Here is a 16,038-nt window from a genome sequence, read left to right on the forward strand (position 1 = left end):
CCGGGCCGCTGGTGTCGCCCCCGGAAGGGGGTTGCCGAAGCGACACGAAGTGCGCGAAGGCTGGGGGAGAGCTTCATCACGCGATCTTGAAACGAGCCACCGAGCGACGCAGTTCTTCGGCCATCTGCGAGAGCTCGCGCACCTGCTGGGCCGTGGTCCGCGTGCCTTCTCCGGTCTGTTCCGTCACCGCAAAAATGTGCTGGATGTTGGCGGCCACCACGTTGGCCGAATCGGCCTCGCGGGAGGCGGACTGCGAAATCTGCTCGATGAGGTCAGCGAGTCGGCGCGACACGCGGTCGATCTCGGACAGCGCGGTACCCGCGTTGTCGGACAACTTCGCCCCTTCGACCACACCCTGCGTGGAACGCTCCATGGCGCCCACCGCATCCTGCGTGTCGGTCTGAATCGCCTTCACCAGCGCCGAGATCTGGCGCGTGGCGTCTGCGGAGCGTTCGGCCAGTCGCTGAACTTCTTCCGCCACCACCGAGAAGCCTCGGCCGGCTTCACCGGCGGATGCCGCTTGAATGGCGGCGTTCAGGGCCAGCACGTTGGTCTGTTCGGTAATGTCCGAGATCAGCTCGGTGATTTCGCCAATCTCCTGCGACGATTCGCCCAGGCGCTTGATCCGCTTGGAGGTTTCCTGGATCTGGTCGCGGATGGAGTTCATACCGCCGATGGCGTTCTGCACGGCCTGCAGGCCCGACGATGCGGCTTGCAGCGACTGGCGCGCCACCGTGGCGGACTCTTGCGCTTGCGAGGACACGCCGTTGATTCGCTCGGCCATGGTCAGCACCGACTGGCCGGTTTCGCGAATTTCGCGCAGCTGCTCGGTCGAGGCGGCGAGCAGTTCGGTCGAGGTGTTTTCCACCTGCGACGTCGTCTGCGCCACGCGGGTCGCCGTGTTCTGCACGTTGCCCACCAGCAAACGCAGTTCTTCCACCGTGTAGTTCACCGAGTCGGCGATGGCGCCGGTGATGTCCTCGGTCACGGTCGCTTCCTGCGTCAGGTCGCCTTCGGCCACTGTCTGCAGTTCGTTCATCAGGCGAAGAATGGCGGCCTGGTTGGCGTTGTTCACGCGGCCGGCTTCTTCGGACGCCTGCTCGGCAGCCAGACGCTCGCGTTCGGCGACGGCGGCACGTTCGCGGCCTTCGCGCACCTGCACGAAACCGATGGCGCCGGCGAGCGCCAGGGCGGCCAGCGACAGCACGAACAGCAGCACGATGGTGCCGGCGCCCAGGCCGGTGCGGGCCGAGAGCTTTTCTTGCAGTTCGCCCAGCGACTTACGCAGCGGCTCGCTGTCGGTCAGGATGGACGCCTGCGCTTCGCGCGCGGCCACCAGGCCCTGCAGGTTGCCCAGAATGGCGGAAGCCTGCGTGCGCATCTGCTCGTAGGTCTTCAGGATGGCTTCGAGCTGCTGGCGCGTCTGCGGGTCTTTCGAGCCGGGGAAGCGCTGCTGCGCGTTGCCGTCGAGCAGGCCGCGGGTGGTTTCCTGGAAGGTGTTCAGGTCCTTGCCCAGCAGGAACACGGCGTCGGGGTTCACACCCTCGACCGTGAAGAACTCGTTGGTCGACTTGCCGATGCGCTGCGTCAGCATCACGAGCTGGCCGGCGGCCGAGATTTCGGGCAGCGTGGCGTTCTGCTGCATCTTGAGCGACGCGACGGTTTCCGTCATTTCGAGCAGCGTGGACGACTGCTGGTTGATGTCGCGCAAGGCGGCGCCCACCTGCGTCAGGATCTGGCGCTGGGCCAGCACGGCCTTGGCGCTGGTGTCGGCGCGGGCGACCAGCGGGTTGATCTTGTTCATCTCCTCGTCGTACTGGTTGCCGACGGCTTCCAGGCGCAAGGCGTCGTCGCCGTTGGTCAGGCCCTGCACGCGGCGCGAGAGGTCGTCGGCGCTGTCCTTCACTTCGACGAACGCCGAGGCGCTGCCGACGAGGGCCTGCGAGATCGACTTGGCCAGGCGCTGCGACTGCATCAGCGACTGGCCGGTGGCCGCCACCTGCTGCGCCAGGCGTTCCGCGCGAAGGATGGCGGAGCCGGCCACCAGCAACAGCGCCAGCACCACGATGGCCAGCATGATGGCCAGCACGCGCTGCTGCTTGGCGGGGTTGGCGCCCATGCCGCCCGCGGCGGGGGCCAGCGGCACCGCTTCGAGCGTGGCCGCGTTGGCGGCTTCGACGGACGCCGGGTCGCCCAGCGCGTCGATGCCGCCGAAGCCGGTGTCGGCCGTGGCGGCGGATGCGCCCTCGCCCTTTTTGGCGAGGCGGATCGTTTTTTCGTCCGGAACCTGAACCGTGTCGACATCGTCGAGCGATATCGAACCGGAGCCGTCGACGCGGGCCTTGTCGTTCCCGTTGGTCGCGGGGAGTAATTTCTTGAACTTGTCGGCGATCGAGCTCACGGTCGGTCCTTCAGGTGGTTGCCAGTGCCATGTGCCGAAGCACTACGCACCAATACTCAAAAACTGGGGTTGCTGCGAAAGCGCCTGCAGGTTGACTTCCTGCCAGCGCTCTCCTGCTGCGTCGGTGTACAGATGCCCGTGCCAGGCCGGGGCCTCTGCGCCCGGAGCGTCGGCGGCCGTGAAGGCCTCCGCACCCCGCAACCCCGCCAGTCGATCGACCAGCAAAGCGCAGTTGACTTCGAGCAGCTCGTTGAATGCCACGAGCCGCGATTGGATGCGTGCCGCCTCGGTGGCGGCGGGGGCGCCCGGCGCACCGGACGCAAACGCCGACAGCTGCACGACGCCGTACAGGCCGCCGCGCAGGTTGGCGACGCCGAGGAACCAGGGCTCCGTGTAGGGCACGGGCTGGGGCGGCGTCCAGGGAAAGATTTCGCCGGCGTGCGCCAGCGGAAAGAGGTACTTGCCCTCACCCGCCTCGACCGCCAGCCAGCTCGCGGCCACGCCCGTGGTGCGCGCGGCCTGGAGGCGGCTCGCAAGCCGGGACTGGAAGGCGCGCAGCGCGTCGCGATTCGCCATGGAGTGCGCAGGTTCCCGCTCAGGCGAGCGCGCTGATCTTGGACATCAGATCGGCCGCGTTGACCGGCTTCACGATGTAGTCGCGTGCGCCCTGGCGCATGCCCCAGACACGATCGGTTTCCTGGTTCTTGCTGGTGCACAGGATGATCGGGATGGCGGCGTACTTCGGGTCGCGGGCGATGGCGCGCGTGAGCTGGAAGCCGTTCTGGCCGGGCATGACCACGTCCATGAGGATCAGGTCGGGGTGGTCTTCCTCGAGGCGGCGCATCGCGTCGTCGGCGTTTTCGGCCGTCTTCACGGAGAAACCGTTCTTCTGGAGGAGGTCGGTCAGGAACACCAGTTCCGTCTTGGAGTCGTCGACGACGAGGATTTTTCGAATGGGCATTACTGCACTTCCTGTTGAACAATGCCAAACTGCTGCACGGCCTGCAGCAGCTGGTCTTTGGTGAATGGCTTGGTGAGATAGTCCTGGGACCCGACCATGCGGCCGCGGGCCTTGTCGAATACGCCATCTTTCGAAGACAGCATGACGACCGGGACATTGGAGAAATGCGCGTTGCGCTTGATGATGGCGCAGGTCTGATAGCCGTCGAGGCGAGGCATCAGGATGTCGCAGAAAATCAGGTGAGGCTTGTGGTCGTTAACCTTGGAGAGCGCGTCGAAGCCGTCTTCCGCGAGAAGAACCTCGTGCCCACCCTGCTTCAGAAAAATCTCGGCACTGCGCCGGATGGTGTTGCTGTCATCGATGACCAGCACCTTGTAACCAGATCCATTCGGGCCCATTGCAAACGCTCCTGCTCATGAGACTTGGATGCCCGCCGCGCCGAACATCGACGCAGATCGCGTAGCCCTATGCCATGCTTGTCAGATCTCAACCATTTCGAAGTCTTCCTTGCGCGCACCGCACTCAGGACAGGTCCAGTTCATCGGCACATCGGCCCAGGCCGTGCCTGCCGCGATGCCGTCTTCCGGTACACCAACCGCTTCGTCATAGATCCACCCACAAATCAGGCACATCCAAGTTTTCGTGTTCATCGGAGCTTAAAGTCCTTGTTCATTAAATGCAACGAGTGTATCTATGCGTATCTCACTGGCAGACCGTAAACGTCGCGCCTATGCCACCATCCAGGGGATTTCGCTAGGCGTATGACCATCTACTTACATCCAGACGAGAACGCCCGCAAACCGGGCAATCTTAACGACCCCTCGCAGGACGATGAGGCGCTGAGCGAACGCGACCTGAATCCCCCCTGCGTGCTGGTGTTCAATGCCAGCGATCCGAGCGGCGCGGGCGGCCTGGGCGCCGACGCACTGGCCATGGGATCGGTGGGCGCTCACATCCTGCCGGTGGTGACGGGCGCCTACGCCCGCGACACGGCCGAGATCTTCGACCACTTCGCCTTCGAGGAAGAGGCCGTGGCCGAGCAGGCGCGCGCCATCCTCGAAGACGTCGAGGTCCAGCTGATCAAGGTGGGCTTTGCCGGCACGCCCGAGGCGCTGAGCACCATCGCCGAGACCGCCGCCGACTATCCCGACGTGCCCGTGGTGGCCTACATGCCCAACCTGTCGTGGTGGGACGAGAACCTCATCGAGGCCTATCTCGACGCTTTCCGCGACCTCGTGCTGCCCCAGACCACGGTGTTGGTTGGAAACCACAGCACCCTGTGGCGCTGGCTGCTGCCCGACTGGAGCGGCGAGCGCCCGCCCGGCGCGCGCGACATCGCCAAGGCCGCCGGCGAGTTCGGCGTGCCCTACACCCTGGTCACCGGCATGGTCTTGCCCGACCAGTTCATCGACAACGTGCTGGCCTCGCCGCAGTCGGTGCTGGCCAGCGAAAAGTACGAACGGCTCGAAGCCGTCTTCGCCGGCGCCGGCGACACGCTCTCGGCCGCGCTCGCCGCCCTGCTCGCCAGCGGCACCGACCTCGTGGCCGCCACGACCGAAGCGCTCGCTTACATGGACCGCTGCCTCGACGCGGGCTTTCGCCCCGGCATGGGCCACGTGCTGCCCGACCGCCTGTTCTGGGCCGAGCCCGAGGACGACGAAGACGATGACGACGCGCCCGACACCCCTCCCGATTTCGCTTTACCCCCGCACGACACGCGACACTGATGACTGACCAGAACGACATTCTTTTCGAGCGCGCCCGCGCCGTGATCCCCGGCGGCGTGAACTCGCCCGTGCGCGCCTTCAAGGCCGTCGGCGGCACGCCCCGTTTCATCCAGCGCGCGCAAGGCGCCTATTTCTGGGACGCCAACGACAAGCGCTACATCGACTACATCGGCTCCTGGGGCCCGATGATCCTGGGCCACGGCCACCCCGCCGTGGTCGAGGCGGTGCAGAAGGCCGTGCTCGAAGGCTTCTCGTACGGCGCGCCGACCGAGCGCGAGATCGAGCTGGCCGAAGCCATCCTGGCCCTGGTGCCGTCGATGGAGATGGTGCGCCTCGTGAGCTCGGGCACCGAAGCCGCCATGAGCGCGCTGCGCCTGGCGCGCGGCGCCACCGGCCGCAAGACCATCGTCAAGTTCGAAGGCTGCTACCACGGCCACGCCGACGCGCTGCTGGTGAAGGCCGGCTCGGGCCTGGCCACCTTCGGCAACCCGACCTCGGCCGGCGTGCCGCCCGAGGTGGTGCAGCACACGCTGGTGCTCGAGTACAACAACCTGCAGCAGCTCGAGGAAGCCTTCGCGCTGCACGGCCAGGACATCGCCTGCCTGATGATCGAGGCGATCGCCGGCAACATGAACTTCGTGCGCGCCACGCCCGCCTTCGCCAAGCGCTGCCGCGAGCTGTGCACGCAGCACGGCGCGCTGCTGATCTTCGACGAGGTGATGACCGGCTTCCGTGTCGGCCTGCACGGTGCGCAAGGCGTGCTGGGCATCACGCCCGACCTCACGGTGCTCGGCAAGGTGATCGGCGGCGGCATGCCGCTGGCGGCCTTCGGCGGCCCGCGCGCCATCATGGAACAGCTCGCGCCGCTGGGCCCGGTCTACCAGGCCGGCACGCTGTCGGGCAACCCGGTGGCCACCGCCTGCGGCCTGGCCACGCTGAAGGAAATCTCGAAGCCCGGCTTCTACGAAGCGCTGGCGAAGAAGACCCGCACGCTGGTCGACGGCCTGAAGGCCGCCGCGGCCGTCGAGGGCCAGCCCTTCAACGCCGACAGCGAAGGCGGCATGTTCGGCTTCTTCCTGATGAACGAGCTGCCGCAGAACTACGCAACGGTGATGACCACCGACAACGCGCAGTTCAATGCGCTGTTCCACGGCCTGCTCGACCGTGGCGTGTACATCGCGCCGGCACTCTATGAAGCAGGCTTCGTGAGCGCCGCGCACAGCGAGGACGACATCGCGGCCACCATCGCGGCGGCGCGCGACATCTTCCGCAAGCGCTGACGCTCACCCTCCCCGCTCAGGCGGGGTCGACCGCCGCCACCGGCCCGGCCTCGGCTTCGAGCACCTCGGCCGCGGCCAGGCAGAGGTCTTCACGGAAGCGGTCGCTCACGAGCTGCACGCCCGTGGGCAGCCCGTGACGCAGCCCCATCGGCACCGACAACCCCGGCAAGCCCAGGATCGCGGTGGACAGCAGCGGGCTCTGCGCATCCAGAATCTCCCGCATCGCAGAGCTGCCGCGCTGGTCGGCGTCGACCAGGAACGGATGGCGCCACGACACCGGCATCAGCAGCAGCGGATGGCGCTGCAGGAACAGCGCCCATTCGCGCATCAAGCCCGTGCGCGCGGCCACGGCACGCATGTAGCCCACCGTGTCGAACTGCGGCGCGTGCGCATCCATGGCGCGGTAGGCCTGGCGGATGGTGTCGTCGCCGTCGCGCATCAGTGCCTCTTCCACCAGCAGCCGGCTGTCGGCCATCGTCAGCGACAGCCAGAGGTCGGCCGTCTCGCGCAGGCGCGGCGGCTGCGCGGGCTCGACGCGGTAGCCGGCGCGCTCCAGGCGGCGCGCGGCGCGCTGCAAGGCGTCGGCCACCTCAGGGTCGCAGGCGTAGCCGGGCAGCTCGGTGCACAGCGCCACGCTGACGGGGCTGCCCGACGTGGCCGATTCCAGCGGCGCGGGCGCCCACCACGGGTCGCGCACATCGCGCTGCGCCATCGCGGCAAAGGCCAGCCGCAGGTCGCGCACGCTGCGCGCCAGCGGCCCCTGTACCGACGTGAGCTGGACCACCATCGGCCGCTCGCCCGCACCCGAAGGATTGAAGGCCGGCACGCGGCCGAAGCTCGGACGCAGGCCGTACACGCCGCAGGCATAGGCCGGGTAGCGGATCGATCCGCCCTGGTCGTTGCCGTGCGCGATGGCGCCGATGCCGACCGCCACCGCCGCTGCAGCACCGCCGCTCGAACCGCCCGGCGTGACGTCGGCGTTGTACGGATTCAGCGTGCGGCCGTGGGCCGCGTTGTCGGTGAACCAGCGCATCGAGAACGCGGGCGTGTTGGTGCGGCCGACCACGATCGCACCGGCGCGCTGCAGGTTCGCGACCACGGGGCTGTCGTCCTTCGCCACGACGCTGCGGTAGGCCTCCACGCCGTTGGTGGTGGCATGCCCGCGCTGGTCGACGTTGACCTTGATGGTGACCGGCACGCCGTGCAGCGGCCCGGTCGCCTCGCCCTTCGCGAGCACGGCATCGGCCTGCGCCGCCGCGCCGAGGGCCTCGTCGGCGCAGCCGTCGACCACGGCGTTCACCCGTGGGTTGACGGCCTCCAGCCGCGCCAGGCTGCTGCGCACCGCCTCGACGCACGAGACCTCGCGCGCCTTGATGCGCAGCGCCAGGTCGGCGGCTTCCAGTTGCCAGAGTTGCATGCGTTGTCTCCTTGAGAAAAATGAAATCGATCGATCGGACCTGCGTCAGTCGCCCTTGACGCCCGCGCGCCGCACGGCGTCGGCCCAGCGCGGCTTCTCGCGCTTCATCAGCGCGCTGAGTTCCTCGGGACTCGAAGGCAATGCCTCGATCGACAGCGCGGCGTTGGCGCGCACCACGGCCGGGTCGGCCAGCGCGGTGCGCAATGCGGTGTTGAGCCGGTCGACCGTCTTGCGCGGCGTGCCCGCCGGCGCCATCAGCGCGCCCCAGGCCACCACCTCGAAACCGGGCACGCCGCTCTCGGCCACCGTCGCCACCTCGGGCAGCACGCCGGCGCGCTTGGCGCTGGTCACGGCGATCGCCTTGACCCGGCCCTGCTGGATGAACGGCAGCACCGCCGAGATGTTCTCGATGGTCACGTCGAGCTGCCCGTTGACCATGTCGCCGACCGCCTGCGTGCCGGTCTTGTAGGGCACCTGCACCATCGTCAGGCCCGTCTCGGCCTTCAGCAGTTCGCCGGTCAGGTGGCCCGCACTGCCGATGCCGGGCGAGCCGACCGACAACTTGCCGGGATGCTCGCGCCCGTAGGCGATGAGCTCCTGCAGGTTGCGTACCGGCAGGTCCTTGCGCACGATCAGCACGTAGGCGTTGCTCGAGATCAGGCCGACCGGCACCAGGTCTTTCTCGGGCGCGTAGGGCAGCTTCGAGAAGAAGGCCGGGTTGATGCTCAGCGTGACGAGGTTGCCGTAGCCGACCGTGTAGCCGTCCGGCGCGGAGGTGGCCAGCGCCTGCGTGCCGACGATGCCGCCGGCGCTGGGGCGGTTGTCCACCGCCAGGGCCTGGCCCAACTCGCGCCCCATGGCGTCGGCCACCGGCCGCACCGCGACGTCCACGCCCGACCCGGCGGCGTAGGGCACGATGAATTTCAACGGGCGCTCGGGAAACTGGGCCGAGGCGCCCATCGAAGCGCTCAGAGCGACGGCGGCCAGCCCGGCCAGGACGGTGCGGCGGGTCCACGCGAATGACAGTGCAGGCACGAAGGTATCTCCTGTGAGAGTCCCGCCGCTCACCATGAGACGACCGGTGCGCAAAGTCTAGAAATCGGCCGCGCGCCGGAAAAGACAATCGCTTGTCGCGATGACAACCTGCGTTTGTCTGGGGATCACCCGGTGGCGCCGGGCGGCAGAATGCGCCGCATGAAGGACCACCAGCTCAAGGCCTGGCTGCGGCTGGCCGACACCGGCAGCATCCGCGCCGCCGCGCGCAGCCTGCACCTGAGCCAGGCGGCCGTGACCAAGGCGATCCGCGAACTCGAGGCCGAGGTCGACGCCCAGCTGGTGCTGCGCAGCTCGCGCGGCATCGAGTTCACCGAGTGCGGCCGCCAGCTCACCGTGCGCGCGCGGCTGGCGCACCAGCAGCTCGAACTCGCGCGCCAGGACATCCGCATCCTCCAGGGCAGCCAGCACGGGCGCGTGGCCGTCGCGGTGACGCCGATGGTGTTCCTGGGCGTGCTGCCCGAGGTGGTGCGCGCCTTCCGCAAGGCGATGCCGCATGCGCAGCTCAAGCTCTTCGACGGCCTGATTCCCCAGGTGCTGCCGCTGCTGCGCGAAGGCACGATCGACTTCGCGGTGGCGGGCCCGGTGGCCGCGGCGCTCGACGCCGACTTCGCGTTCGAACGGCTCGACATGATCGAGATGGCGGTGCTCTGCCGGCGCGGCCATCCGCTGAACCGCGCCACCCGATGGGAAGAAGTGGCGGGCGCCGAATGGCTGATGCACCTGGCGCCGGGCAGCCAGCACACCTTCCTGCTCGAACAGTACGCCGCGCAGGGCCTGCCGCTGCCCGAGCACCGCATCGAGGTGGCGTCGTTCGGCGTGAGCTGGGGCCTGCTGACCCGCAGCGACGCGCTGATGGTCGGGCCGGCCGGCATGCTCACGATGCCGCCGTATGCCGATCTGGTGGAGCGCGTGCCGCTCGCCATGCCGGTGCCGCCGCTGGAGCTGGGCATCGTCTCGCCGCGCGGCAAGCCGCTGTCGCTGGCGGCGCTGCGGCTGGCCGAGCTGTTTCGCAAGTACCTGGCGCGGCCCACCTGAGCGATGTCATCGTTTTCGCGATCGCCGCGTGTATATTGCGCCGGCGTTCGCGGGGCCGTTCCCGCGCGCGCAGACCCAAGGGAAGCCGTCATCGCAGCCACCATCGAAGCCGCGAGACAGACCAAATTTCAGGATGCCCCGCCCATGACTCCCTTGCGCATGCTGCCGCTGCTGAGTGCCCTTCTTTTGCCGGGCCTCGCGCTGGCGCAGTCTTTCGAGCCGAAGAACATCTGGGTCAACCCCGGCTTCTACTCGGCCCACTTCGACAGCGGCAAGGGCCTGGAAAACGCCAACCCGGGCCTGGGCTTCGAGTACCCGCTGAACGACACCTACCGCGTCACGGCCGGCACCTTCCACAACAGCAACCGGCGCCAGTCGCACTACGTCGGCCTGTACATCCTGCCCTTCGAGTTCTACGGCGTGAAGTTCGGCGCGGTGGTGGGCGGCTTCGACGGCTACCCCGACTACCGCAACGGCAACTGGTTTCCCGCCATCATTCCGACGGCCGCCATCGAGGGCAAGAACTGGGGCCTGAACATCGCCTACGTGCCGACGATCAAGAACCGGTTGTACGGCGCGATCAGCTTCCAGCTCAAGTACCGCTTCGGCACGCACGAGTAACAACGACGGCAACCACAAAAAAGGCCAGGGCCGCGTGAGCGACCCTGGCCTTGTTCTGTTCGGGCAGGCCCCGCAGGGCCGCAGACTCAGTGCCGGAAGTGGCGCACGCCCGAGAACACCATCACCACGCCGCGCTCGTCGGCCGCGTCGATCACTTCCTGGTCGCGCATCGAGCCGCCCGGCTGGATCACGCAGCCCGCGCCCGCGTCCACCACCACATCGAGGCCGTCGCGGAACGGGAAGAAGGCGTCGCTCGCCACCGCCGTGTCCTTGAGCGACAGGCCCGCGTGCTCGGCCTTGATGCTGGCGATGCGCGCCGAATCGAGGCGGCTCATCTGACCTGCGCCCACGCCCATGGTCATGCCGTCGGCGCAGAACACGATCGCGTTGCTCTTGACGTACTTCGCGACCTTCCAGGCGAACAGCAGATCTTGCAGCTGCTGCGGCGTGGGCTGCTTCTTGCTGACCACCTTGAGGTCGGCCAGCGCCAGCTCATGGTTGTCGGCGGTCTGGATCAGGAGGCCCGAGCCGACGCGCTTGACGTCCATCGCGTTGCGGCCGTTGTCCCAGTCGGTGGTGCCACCCTTCGGCAGCGCGATCTCGAGCACGCGCACGTTGAGCTTGGCCTTGGTGGCCTGAAACACTTCCAGCGCCTCGGGCGTGTAGCCCGGTGCCATCAGCACTTCGACGAACTGCTTGTTGACGGCCTGCGCGGTGGCCAGGTCGACCGGGCGGTTGAAGGCGATGATGCCGCCGAAGGCCGAGGTCGGGTCGGTCTTGAAGGCCTTGCTGTAGGCCTCGAGCGCATCGGCGCCCACGGCCACGCCGCAGGGGTTGGCGTGCTTCACGATCACGCAGGCCGGCACGTCGAAGCTCTTGACGCATTCCCACGCCGCATCGGCGTCGGCGATGTTGTTGTAGCTGAGTTCCTTGCCCTGCAATTGCTTGGCCGACACGAGCGAACCGGGCGCCGGGTACAGGTCGCGATAGAACGCGGCCTGCTGATGCGGGTTCTCGCCGTAGCGCAGGTCCTGCACCTTCACGAAACGGCCGTTGCTCTGCGCCGGGAACAGCGAACGCGTGGGGGCGGGCTGGCCGATGCTGGCGTCGAAGTCGATGGCCGAGAGGTAGTCGCTGATCGCGCCGTCGTAGTCGGCGATGCGGTTGAACGCGGCCACCGAGAACGCGAACTTGGTCTTGTCGCTGAGCTTGCCGTCGGCCTGGAGCTCGGCCAGCGCCACGGCGTACTGCGAGGCGTCGGTGAGCACGCCCACGTCCTTCCAGTTCTTGGCCGCGCTGCGCACCATGGCCGGGCCGCCGATGTCGATGTTCTCGATGGCGTCCTCGAGCGTGCAGCCGGGCTTGGCCACGGTGGCTTCGAACGGGTACAGGTTGACCACCAGCAGGTCGATGGTGTCGATGCCGTGTTCCTTGATGGCGGCGACGTGCGCGGGCAGGTCGCGGCGCGCCAGCAGGCCGCCGTGGATCTTCGGGTGCAGCGTCTTCACGCGGCCGTCGAGCATTTCGGGAAAGCCGGTGTGGTCGGCGACTTCGGTCACCGGCAGGCCGGCGTCGGCCAGCAGCTTGGCGGTGCCGCCGGTGGACAGCAGCTTGACGCCCAGGCCATGCAGGGCCTGCGCGAATTCAAGGATGCCGGTCTTGTCGGAAACGGAAAGGAGTGCGGTCTGAGCCATGGGATATGCCGTGGAGTTATTTCAAAAGTTTGTGCTCGACCAATTTCTTGCGGAGCGTGTTGCGGTTCAGGCCCAGCCATTGGGCGGCCCGGGACTGGTTGCCTTCGGCGCGCGTCATGACGACGTCGAGCAGGGGTTTCTCGACCACGCGCACGAGCATCTCGTACATGCCGTCGGGTTCGGTGCCCCGCAGATCGCGAAAGTAGCTGTCCAGACTGCTGCGAACGCAGTCCTCGATGTGTTTCTTGCTCATTGCTTCTTCTCTTTTTGTCTTCGCTCAATCGACGGCGCAGGCCGTCTCCTCTTCTCCCGCCGGCTCCTCGTCTGCCGTCGGGGCGGGCATGCGGTCCATGCGGTCCGCAAGCCCCTGGAAATAGTCGTCGACCGCGCGCAACTGGCCGGCGCAGTCTTCGATGGCGTTCATGCGTGCGCGGAACGCCTCGCCATCGGGCAGCGCGCGCACATACCAGCCGATGTGCTTGCGCGCCGTGCGCACGCCGCTGAACTCGCCGTACAGCGCGTAGTGCTCCACCAGGTGATCGAGCAGCAGCCGGCGCACCTCCGCCACCAGCGGCGGCGCCAGGTGGGTGCCGGTGTCCAGGAAATGCGCGATCTCCCGGAAGATCCACGGCCGGCCCTGCGCGGCGCGGCCGATCATCACGGCGTCGGCGCCCGTGGCCGCGAGCACATCGCGTGCCTTCTCGGGCGAACGGATGTCGCCGTTGGCCACCACCGGCACGCGCACCGCGGCCTTCACGGCGGCGATGGTGTCGTACTCGGCGTGGCCCTTGTAGCCCTGCTCGCGCGTGCGCCCGTGCACGGTGAGCATCTGCACGCCGGCCGATTCGAAGTCGCGCGCGAGCTTCACCGCGTTGCGGTGGTCTTCGCTCCAGCCGGTGCGCATCTTGAGCGTGACCGGCACGTTGAAGGGTTGCGCCGCATCGACCACGGCCTGCACGATTTCCAGCGCCAGCGGCTCGTCGCGCATGAGCGCCGAGCCGGCCCACTTGTTGCAGACCTTCTTGGCCGGGCAGCCCATGTTGATGTCGATGATCTGCGCGCCGCGCTCGATGTTGTAGACCGCGGCCTCGGCCATCATGGCTGCGTCGGTGCCGGCGATCTGCACCGCAATGGGGCCCGGCTCGCCGTCATGGTTGGCGCGCCGCGAGGTCTTCAGCGTGTTCCAGAGTTCCTTGCGCGAGGTGACCATCTCGCTGACCGCATAGCCCGCGCCGAGTTCGCGGCACAGCATGCGGAAGGGCCGGTCCGTCACGCCGGCCATGGGCGCGACGAACAGCCGGTTTTCCAGCGTGTGGGTGCCGATCTGCAAGGTCATGGGAAGGAGTGCTGTGCGGGTCGGCTGCTGAAAAATGAGGCACGATTGTAGCCACGTGGCATTTCAGCGACTGAAACGATTTACGCCTTTTTGCGCCTGAGACACAGGCGTAAACACCAGTATTTCGCGGGGCCTTCTCCCACGCGCTTGCGACGTGAGCGCTGCCTATACTTCGCCGACCCTATGCAAGCCTGGCTCGACGCACTCCTGGCGCTCCTCGCGCTCCCCCAGTACGGACTTTCGACGCTGTTCATCGCGGCCTTCGTATCGGCCACGCTGCTGCCGGTGGGCTCCGAACCGATCCTGTTCGGCCTGCTGAAACTCAACCCCGAGATGTTCTGGCAGGCCATCGCCGTGGCCACCGTGGGCAACACGCTGGGCGGTGCGGTCGACTGGTGGATGGGCTACGGCGCGCACAAGGTGGCCGACAAGTACTCGCACTCGAAACACCACCTGCGCGTGCTCGGCTGGCTCGAGCGGCTGGGCCCGAAGGCCTGCCTGCTGAGCTGGCTGCCGATCGTGGGCGACCCGCTGTGCGCGGTCGCCGGCTGGCTCAAGCTGCCGTTCTGGCCCTGCGTGGGCTACATGGCGATCGGCAAATTCCTGCGCTACGTCACCATGACTTACGCGCTTCTATACGTCTTCCCGTCATGAAGCGCGCGGTCGAAAAAACTCAGCTCAGCAGTTCGTAGGGGCCACCGCGCTCCAGCGCGCGCTGGTAGGCCGGGCGCGCATGGATGCGCTCCAGGTAGGCCATGAGCTTGGGCCGCCGCGCATCGAGCCCGCCGCGCGCCTGCGAGGCTTCGACCACGAAACTCATCTGGATGTCGGCGCCCGTGAATTCATTGCCCGCGAACCACTCGCTGCGGCCGAGTTCGGCCTCCATGAAATTCAGATGGCCCGTGATGTTCGGATGAATGAAGGCCGACTTCGCCTTCGCCGCGATGGCCTTGGCGATCGGCTTGGCGAAGAAGGGCATCTTGCTCGTCTCGATGCGGTCGAACACCAGCTTGAGCAGCAGCGGCGACATCGCCGTGCCTTCGGCGAAGTGCAGCCAGTAGCGGTAGCGCAAGGCTTCGGGCGAACCCGGCGCGGGCGCGAGCCGGCCCTGGCCGTAGCGCTCGATGAGCGACTCGATGATCGCGCCCGATTCCGCCAGCGTGGCGCCGTCGTCGGTCGTCACCACCGGCGACTTGCCCAGCGGATGCACGGCCTTCAGCGAAGCGGGCGCCAACATGGTCTTGGGGTCGCGCTGGTAATGGACGATCTCGTAGGGCAGCTCGAGTTCTTCGAGCAGCCAGAGCACACGTTGCGAGCGCGAGTTGTTCAGGTGATGGACAGTGAGCATGGCGAATGAAGGCCTTCCGGCAGAGGATGCAGCGGGCGCGCAGTCTAACCACAACACGCGCGGGTTCCGGGCGCCCGCTGCGACAGCGTGATCGCCTACGGCAAACCGTGGACCGGCTTCCTACACTGACCCGGATGGCTCCTCACTCCACGCGGCGCCGCCGCACCTCGCTCTTCATCACCGGACTCTGGCTCGGCCTTGCGGCCTGCCAGGCCTGGGCGCTCACACCCGAGGAGGTGTTCCGCAAGGTCGCGCCCGCCGTCTGGACCGTGAAGGGCGAGCGCGGCAACAACCAGACCGCCATCGGCAGCGCGGTGGCCGTGACCTCGGGCGCGCTGGCCACGGCCTGCCACGTGGTCGACGGCGCCGTCGCCGTCACCGCGGAGCAGGGCCCGACCACATTGCGCATCGCCCGCATCGTGCGCGACCCTGATCCGTCGCGCGACCTGTGCGTGCTCACGAGCGAAACGCCGCTGCAGCTGCCCGCCGTGCAGATCGTGCCCGCCGCCGAGTTGCGCGTCGGCCAGCGCGTGTTCGCCGTCGGCAGCCCGCACGGCCTCGAACGCACGCTGAGCGAAGGCCTGATCTCGGCGCTGCGTCCGCGCGCGCCCGGGCAACTGCCGATCGTGCAGACCTCGGCGCCCGTATCTTCAGGCTCCAGCGGCGGCGGGTTGTTCGACACCGAGGGCCGGCTGGTCGGCGTGACCGACAGCGTGGCGCCTGGTGGTGCGAACCTCGGCTTTGCCTATCCGGCGCAATGGGTGATGGAGCTGCCGCAGCGCGTGACCACGGAGCTGGCGACATGGCGCGATCTGCTGAAAAGCACCGGCGTGGTGTTCGGCCCCAACGGGGAACCCGCGCCTTCCGGCCACGCCGAGCTGTCGGACCTGCAGGCCCTGCCACCCATCGGCGCCGACCCGACCCCGGTGCGCAACGCCTACCGCCAGTTCCTGCTGCAGGCCCGGCCCCGGATCTTCCTGATCACCGGCGATCAGAAGTTCGGCACCGCCACCAGCTCGGCCGCGCTGACCGAGCATCTGAAAGGCTGCACCGAACGCAAGGCGACGTGTGCCGCCTATGCGGTGGACGACACGGTGGTGTGGGGCAAGCAGAAGACCAACTGATCGACGAGGCAAGCGACAGCGAAGCCCCTTCGTGAAAC

At 67.8% G+C, this 16,038-nt stretch carries 17 protein-coding genes; 6 read left to right on the forward strand and 11 right to left on the reverse strand.

Translation table 11 applies throughout. The features are described from left to right. Positions 1-76: 76 nt before the first annotated feature. The 5 genes from VHAB30_RS27740 to VHAB30_RS27760 form a co-directional block, all read right to left on the reverse strand. Entirely contained in the window at positions 77-2,401 is a 2,325-nt protein-coding gene (locus tag VHAB30_RS27740) for a methyl-accepting chemotaxis protein (protein ID WP_159279318.1), read from the reverse strand. A gap of 42 nt (positions 2,402-2,443) precedes the next feature. Next, positions 2,444-2,977 (reverse strand): chemotaxis protein CheW, encoded by a 534-nt coding sequence (locus VHAB30_RS27745; RefSeq protein WP_062479111.1) that lies wholly within the window; start codon positions 2,975-2,977, stop codon positions 2,444-2,446. Between the two features lie 19 nt (positions 2,978-2,996). Then, complete coding sequence (locus VHAB30_RS27750; protein WP_062479114.1) at positions 2,997-3,362, reverse strand: response regulator; 366 nt, start codon at positions 3,360-3,362, stop codon at positions 2,997-2,999. After that, positions 3,362-3,760 (reverse strand): response regulator, encoded by a 399-nt coding sequence (locus VHAB30_RS27755; RefSeq protein ID WP_021012487.1) that lies wholly within the window; start codon positions 3,758-3,760, stop codon positions 3,362-3,364. Before VHAB30_RS27755 ends, VHAB30_RS27750 begins: the two co-directional genes overlap by 1 nt. An 81-nt stretch (positions 3,761-3,841) precedes the next feature. After that, the gene (locus VHAB30_RS27760; protein WP_007838397.1) at positions 3,842-4,012 is read right to left on the reverse strand and encodes a rubredoxin; all 171 of its coding nucleotides are present in this window, start codon (positions 4,010-4,012) and stop codon (positions 3,842-3,844) included. Positions 4,013-4,123: 111 nt separating this feature from the next. Here VHAB30_RS27760 and thiD point away from each other — a divergent pair, with 111 nt between their 5' ends. Next, positions 4,124-5,089, forward strand: a complete 966-nt coding sequence (thiD, locus tag VHAB30_RS27765) for a bifunctional hydroxymethylpyrimidine kinase/phosphomethylpyrimidine kinase (RefSeq protein WP_062479115.1) — start codon at positions 4,124-4,126, stop codon at positions 5,087-5,089. Next, the gene (hemL, locus tag VHAB30_RS27770) at positions 5,089-6,369 is read left to right on the forward strand and encodes a glutamate-1-semialdehyde 2,1-aminomutase (protein ID WP_159279319.1); all 1,281 of its coding nucleotides are present in this window, start codon (positions 5,089-5,091) and stop codon (positions 6,367-6,369) included. Before thiD ends, hemL begins: the two co-directional genes overlap by 1 nt. Positions 6,370-6,385: 16 nt before the next feature. Here hemL and VHAB30_RS27775 read toward each other — a convergent pair whose 3' ends face one another. Together VHAB30_RS27775 and VHAB30_RS27780 are read right to left on the reverse strand one after the other, a co-directional pair. Next, complete coding sequence (locus VHAB30_RS27775; RefSeq protein WP_159279320.1) at positions 6,386-7,786, reverse strand: amidase family protein; 1,401 nt, start codon at positions 7,784-7,786, stop codon at positions 6,386-6,388. Between the two features lie 45 nt (positions 7,787-7,831). Further along, positions 7,832-8,821 (reverse strand): Bug family tripartite tricarboxylate transporter substrate binding protein, encoded by a 990-nt coding sequence (locus VHAB30_RS27780; protein ID WP_235926945.1) that lies wholly within the window; start codon positions 8,819-8,821, stop codon positions 7,832-7,834. Positions 8,822-8,980: 159 nt separating this feature from the next. Between VHAB30_RS27780 and VHAB30_RS27785 the strand changes: the two genes are divergently transcribed. Together VHAB30_RS27785 and VHAB30_RS27790 are read left to right on the forward strand one after the other, a co-directional pair. Further along, entirely contained in the window at positions 8,981-9,877 is an 897-nt protein-coding gene (locus VHAB30_RS27785; protein WP_159279321.1) for a LysR substrate-binding domain-containing protein, read from the forward strand. 144 nt (positions 9,878-10,021) lie between these two features. Next, the gene (locus tag VHAB30_RS27790) at positions 10,022-10,498 is read left to right on the forward strand and encodes a hypothetical protein (RefSeq protein ID WP_056577761.1); all 477 of its coding nucleotides are present in this window, start codon (positions 10,022-10,024) and stop codon (positions 10,496-10,498) included. A gap of 86 nt (positions 10,499-10,584) precedes the next feature. Here VHAB30_RS27790 and purH read toward each other — a convergent pair whose 3' ends face one another. From purH to dusB, 3 genes are read right to left on the reverse strand one after another with little or no spacing between them, the layout of a single operon-like run. Next, positions 10,585-12,192 (reverse strand): bifunctional phosphoribosylaminoimidazolecarboxamide formyltransferase/IMP cyclohydrolase, encoded by a 1,608-nt coding sequence (purH, locus tag VHAB30_RS27795; RefSeq protein ID WP_159279322.1) that lies wholly within the window; start codon positions 12,190-12,192, stop codon positions 10,585-10,587. A gap of 16 nt (positions 12,193-12,208) precedes the next feature. After that, positions 12,209-12,445, reverse strand: a complete 237-nt coding sequence (locus VHAB30_RS27800) for a Fis family transcriptional regulator (RefSeq protein ID WP_056577757.1) — start codon at positions 12,443-12,445, stop codon at positions 12,209-12,211. A 24-nt stretch (positions 12,446-12,469) separates the two neighbouring features. Continuing rightward, positions 12,470-13,528 carry a tRNA dihydrouridine synthase DusB gene (gene dusB / locus VHAB30_RS27805; protein WP_070062764.1) on the reverse strand — a complete coding sequence of 353 codons (1,059 nt, stop codon included), beginning with the start codon at positions 13,526-13,528 and terminating at the stop codon, positions 12,470-12,472. 183 nt (positions 13,529-13,711) lie between these two features. Here dusB and VHAB30_RS27810 point away from each other — a divergent pair, with 183 nt between their 5' ends. Continuing rightward, positions 13,712-14,182, forward strand: a complete 471-nt coding sequence (locus tag VHAB30_RS27810) for a YqaA family protein (protein ID WP_062479132.1) — start codon at positions 13,712-13,714, stop codon at positions 14,180-14,182. Between the two features lie 19 nt (positions 14,183-14,201). Here the strand turns inward: VHAB30_RS27810 and VHAB30_RS27815 are convergent, their stop codons facing one another. Further along, the gene (locus tag VHAB30_RS27815; protein WP_159279323.1) at positions 14,202-14,876 is read right to left on the reverse strand and encodes a glutathione S-transferase; all 675 of its coding nucleotides are present in this window, start codon (positions 14,874-14,876) and stop codon (positions 14,202-14,204) included. 134 nt (positions 14,877-15,010) lie between these two features. Here VHAB30_RS27815 and VHAB30_RS27820 point away from each other — a divergent pair, with 134 nt between their 5' ends. Next, positions 15,011-16,000: a S1C family serine protease gene (locus tag VHAB30_RS27820; RefSeq protein WP_159279324.1), complete on the forward strand. Its 990-nt coding sequence runs from the start codon at positions 15,011-15,013 to the stop codon at positions 15,998-16,000. Positions 16,001-16,038: the final 38 nt, after the last annotated feature.

Origin of the sequence: Variovorax boronicumulans, from assembly GCF_009811375.1 — a bacterium.
Lineage (GTDB): Bacteria > Pseudomonadota > Gammaproteobacteria > Burkholderiales > Burkholderiaceae_C > Variovorax > Variovorax boronicumulans.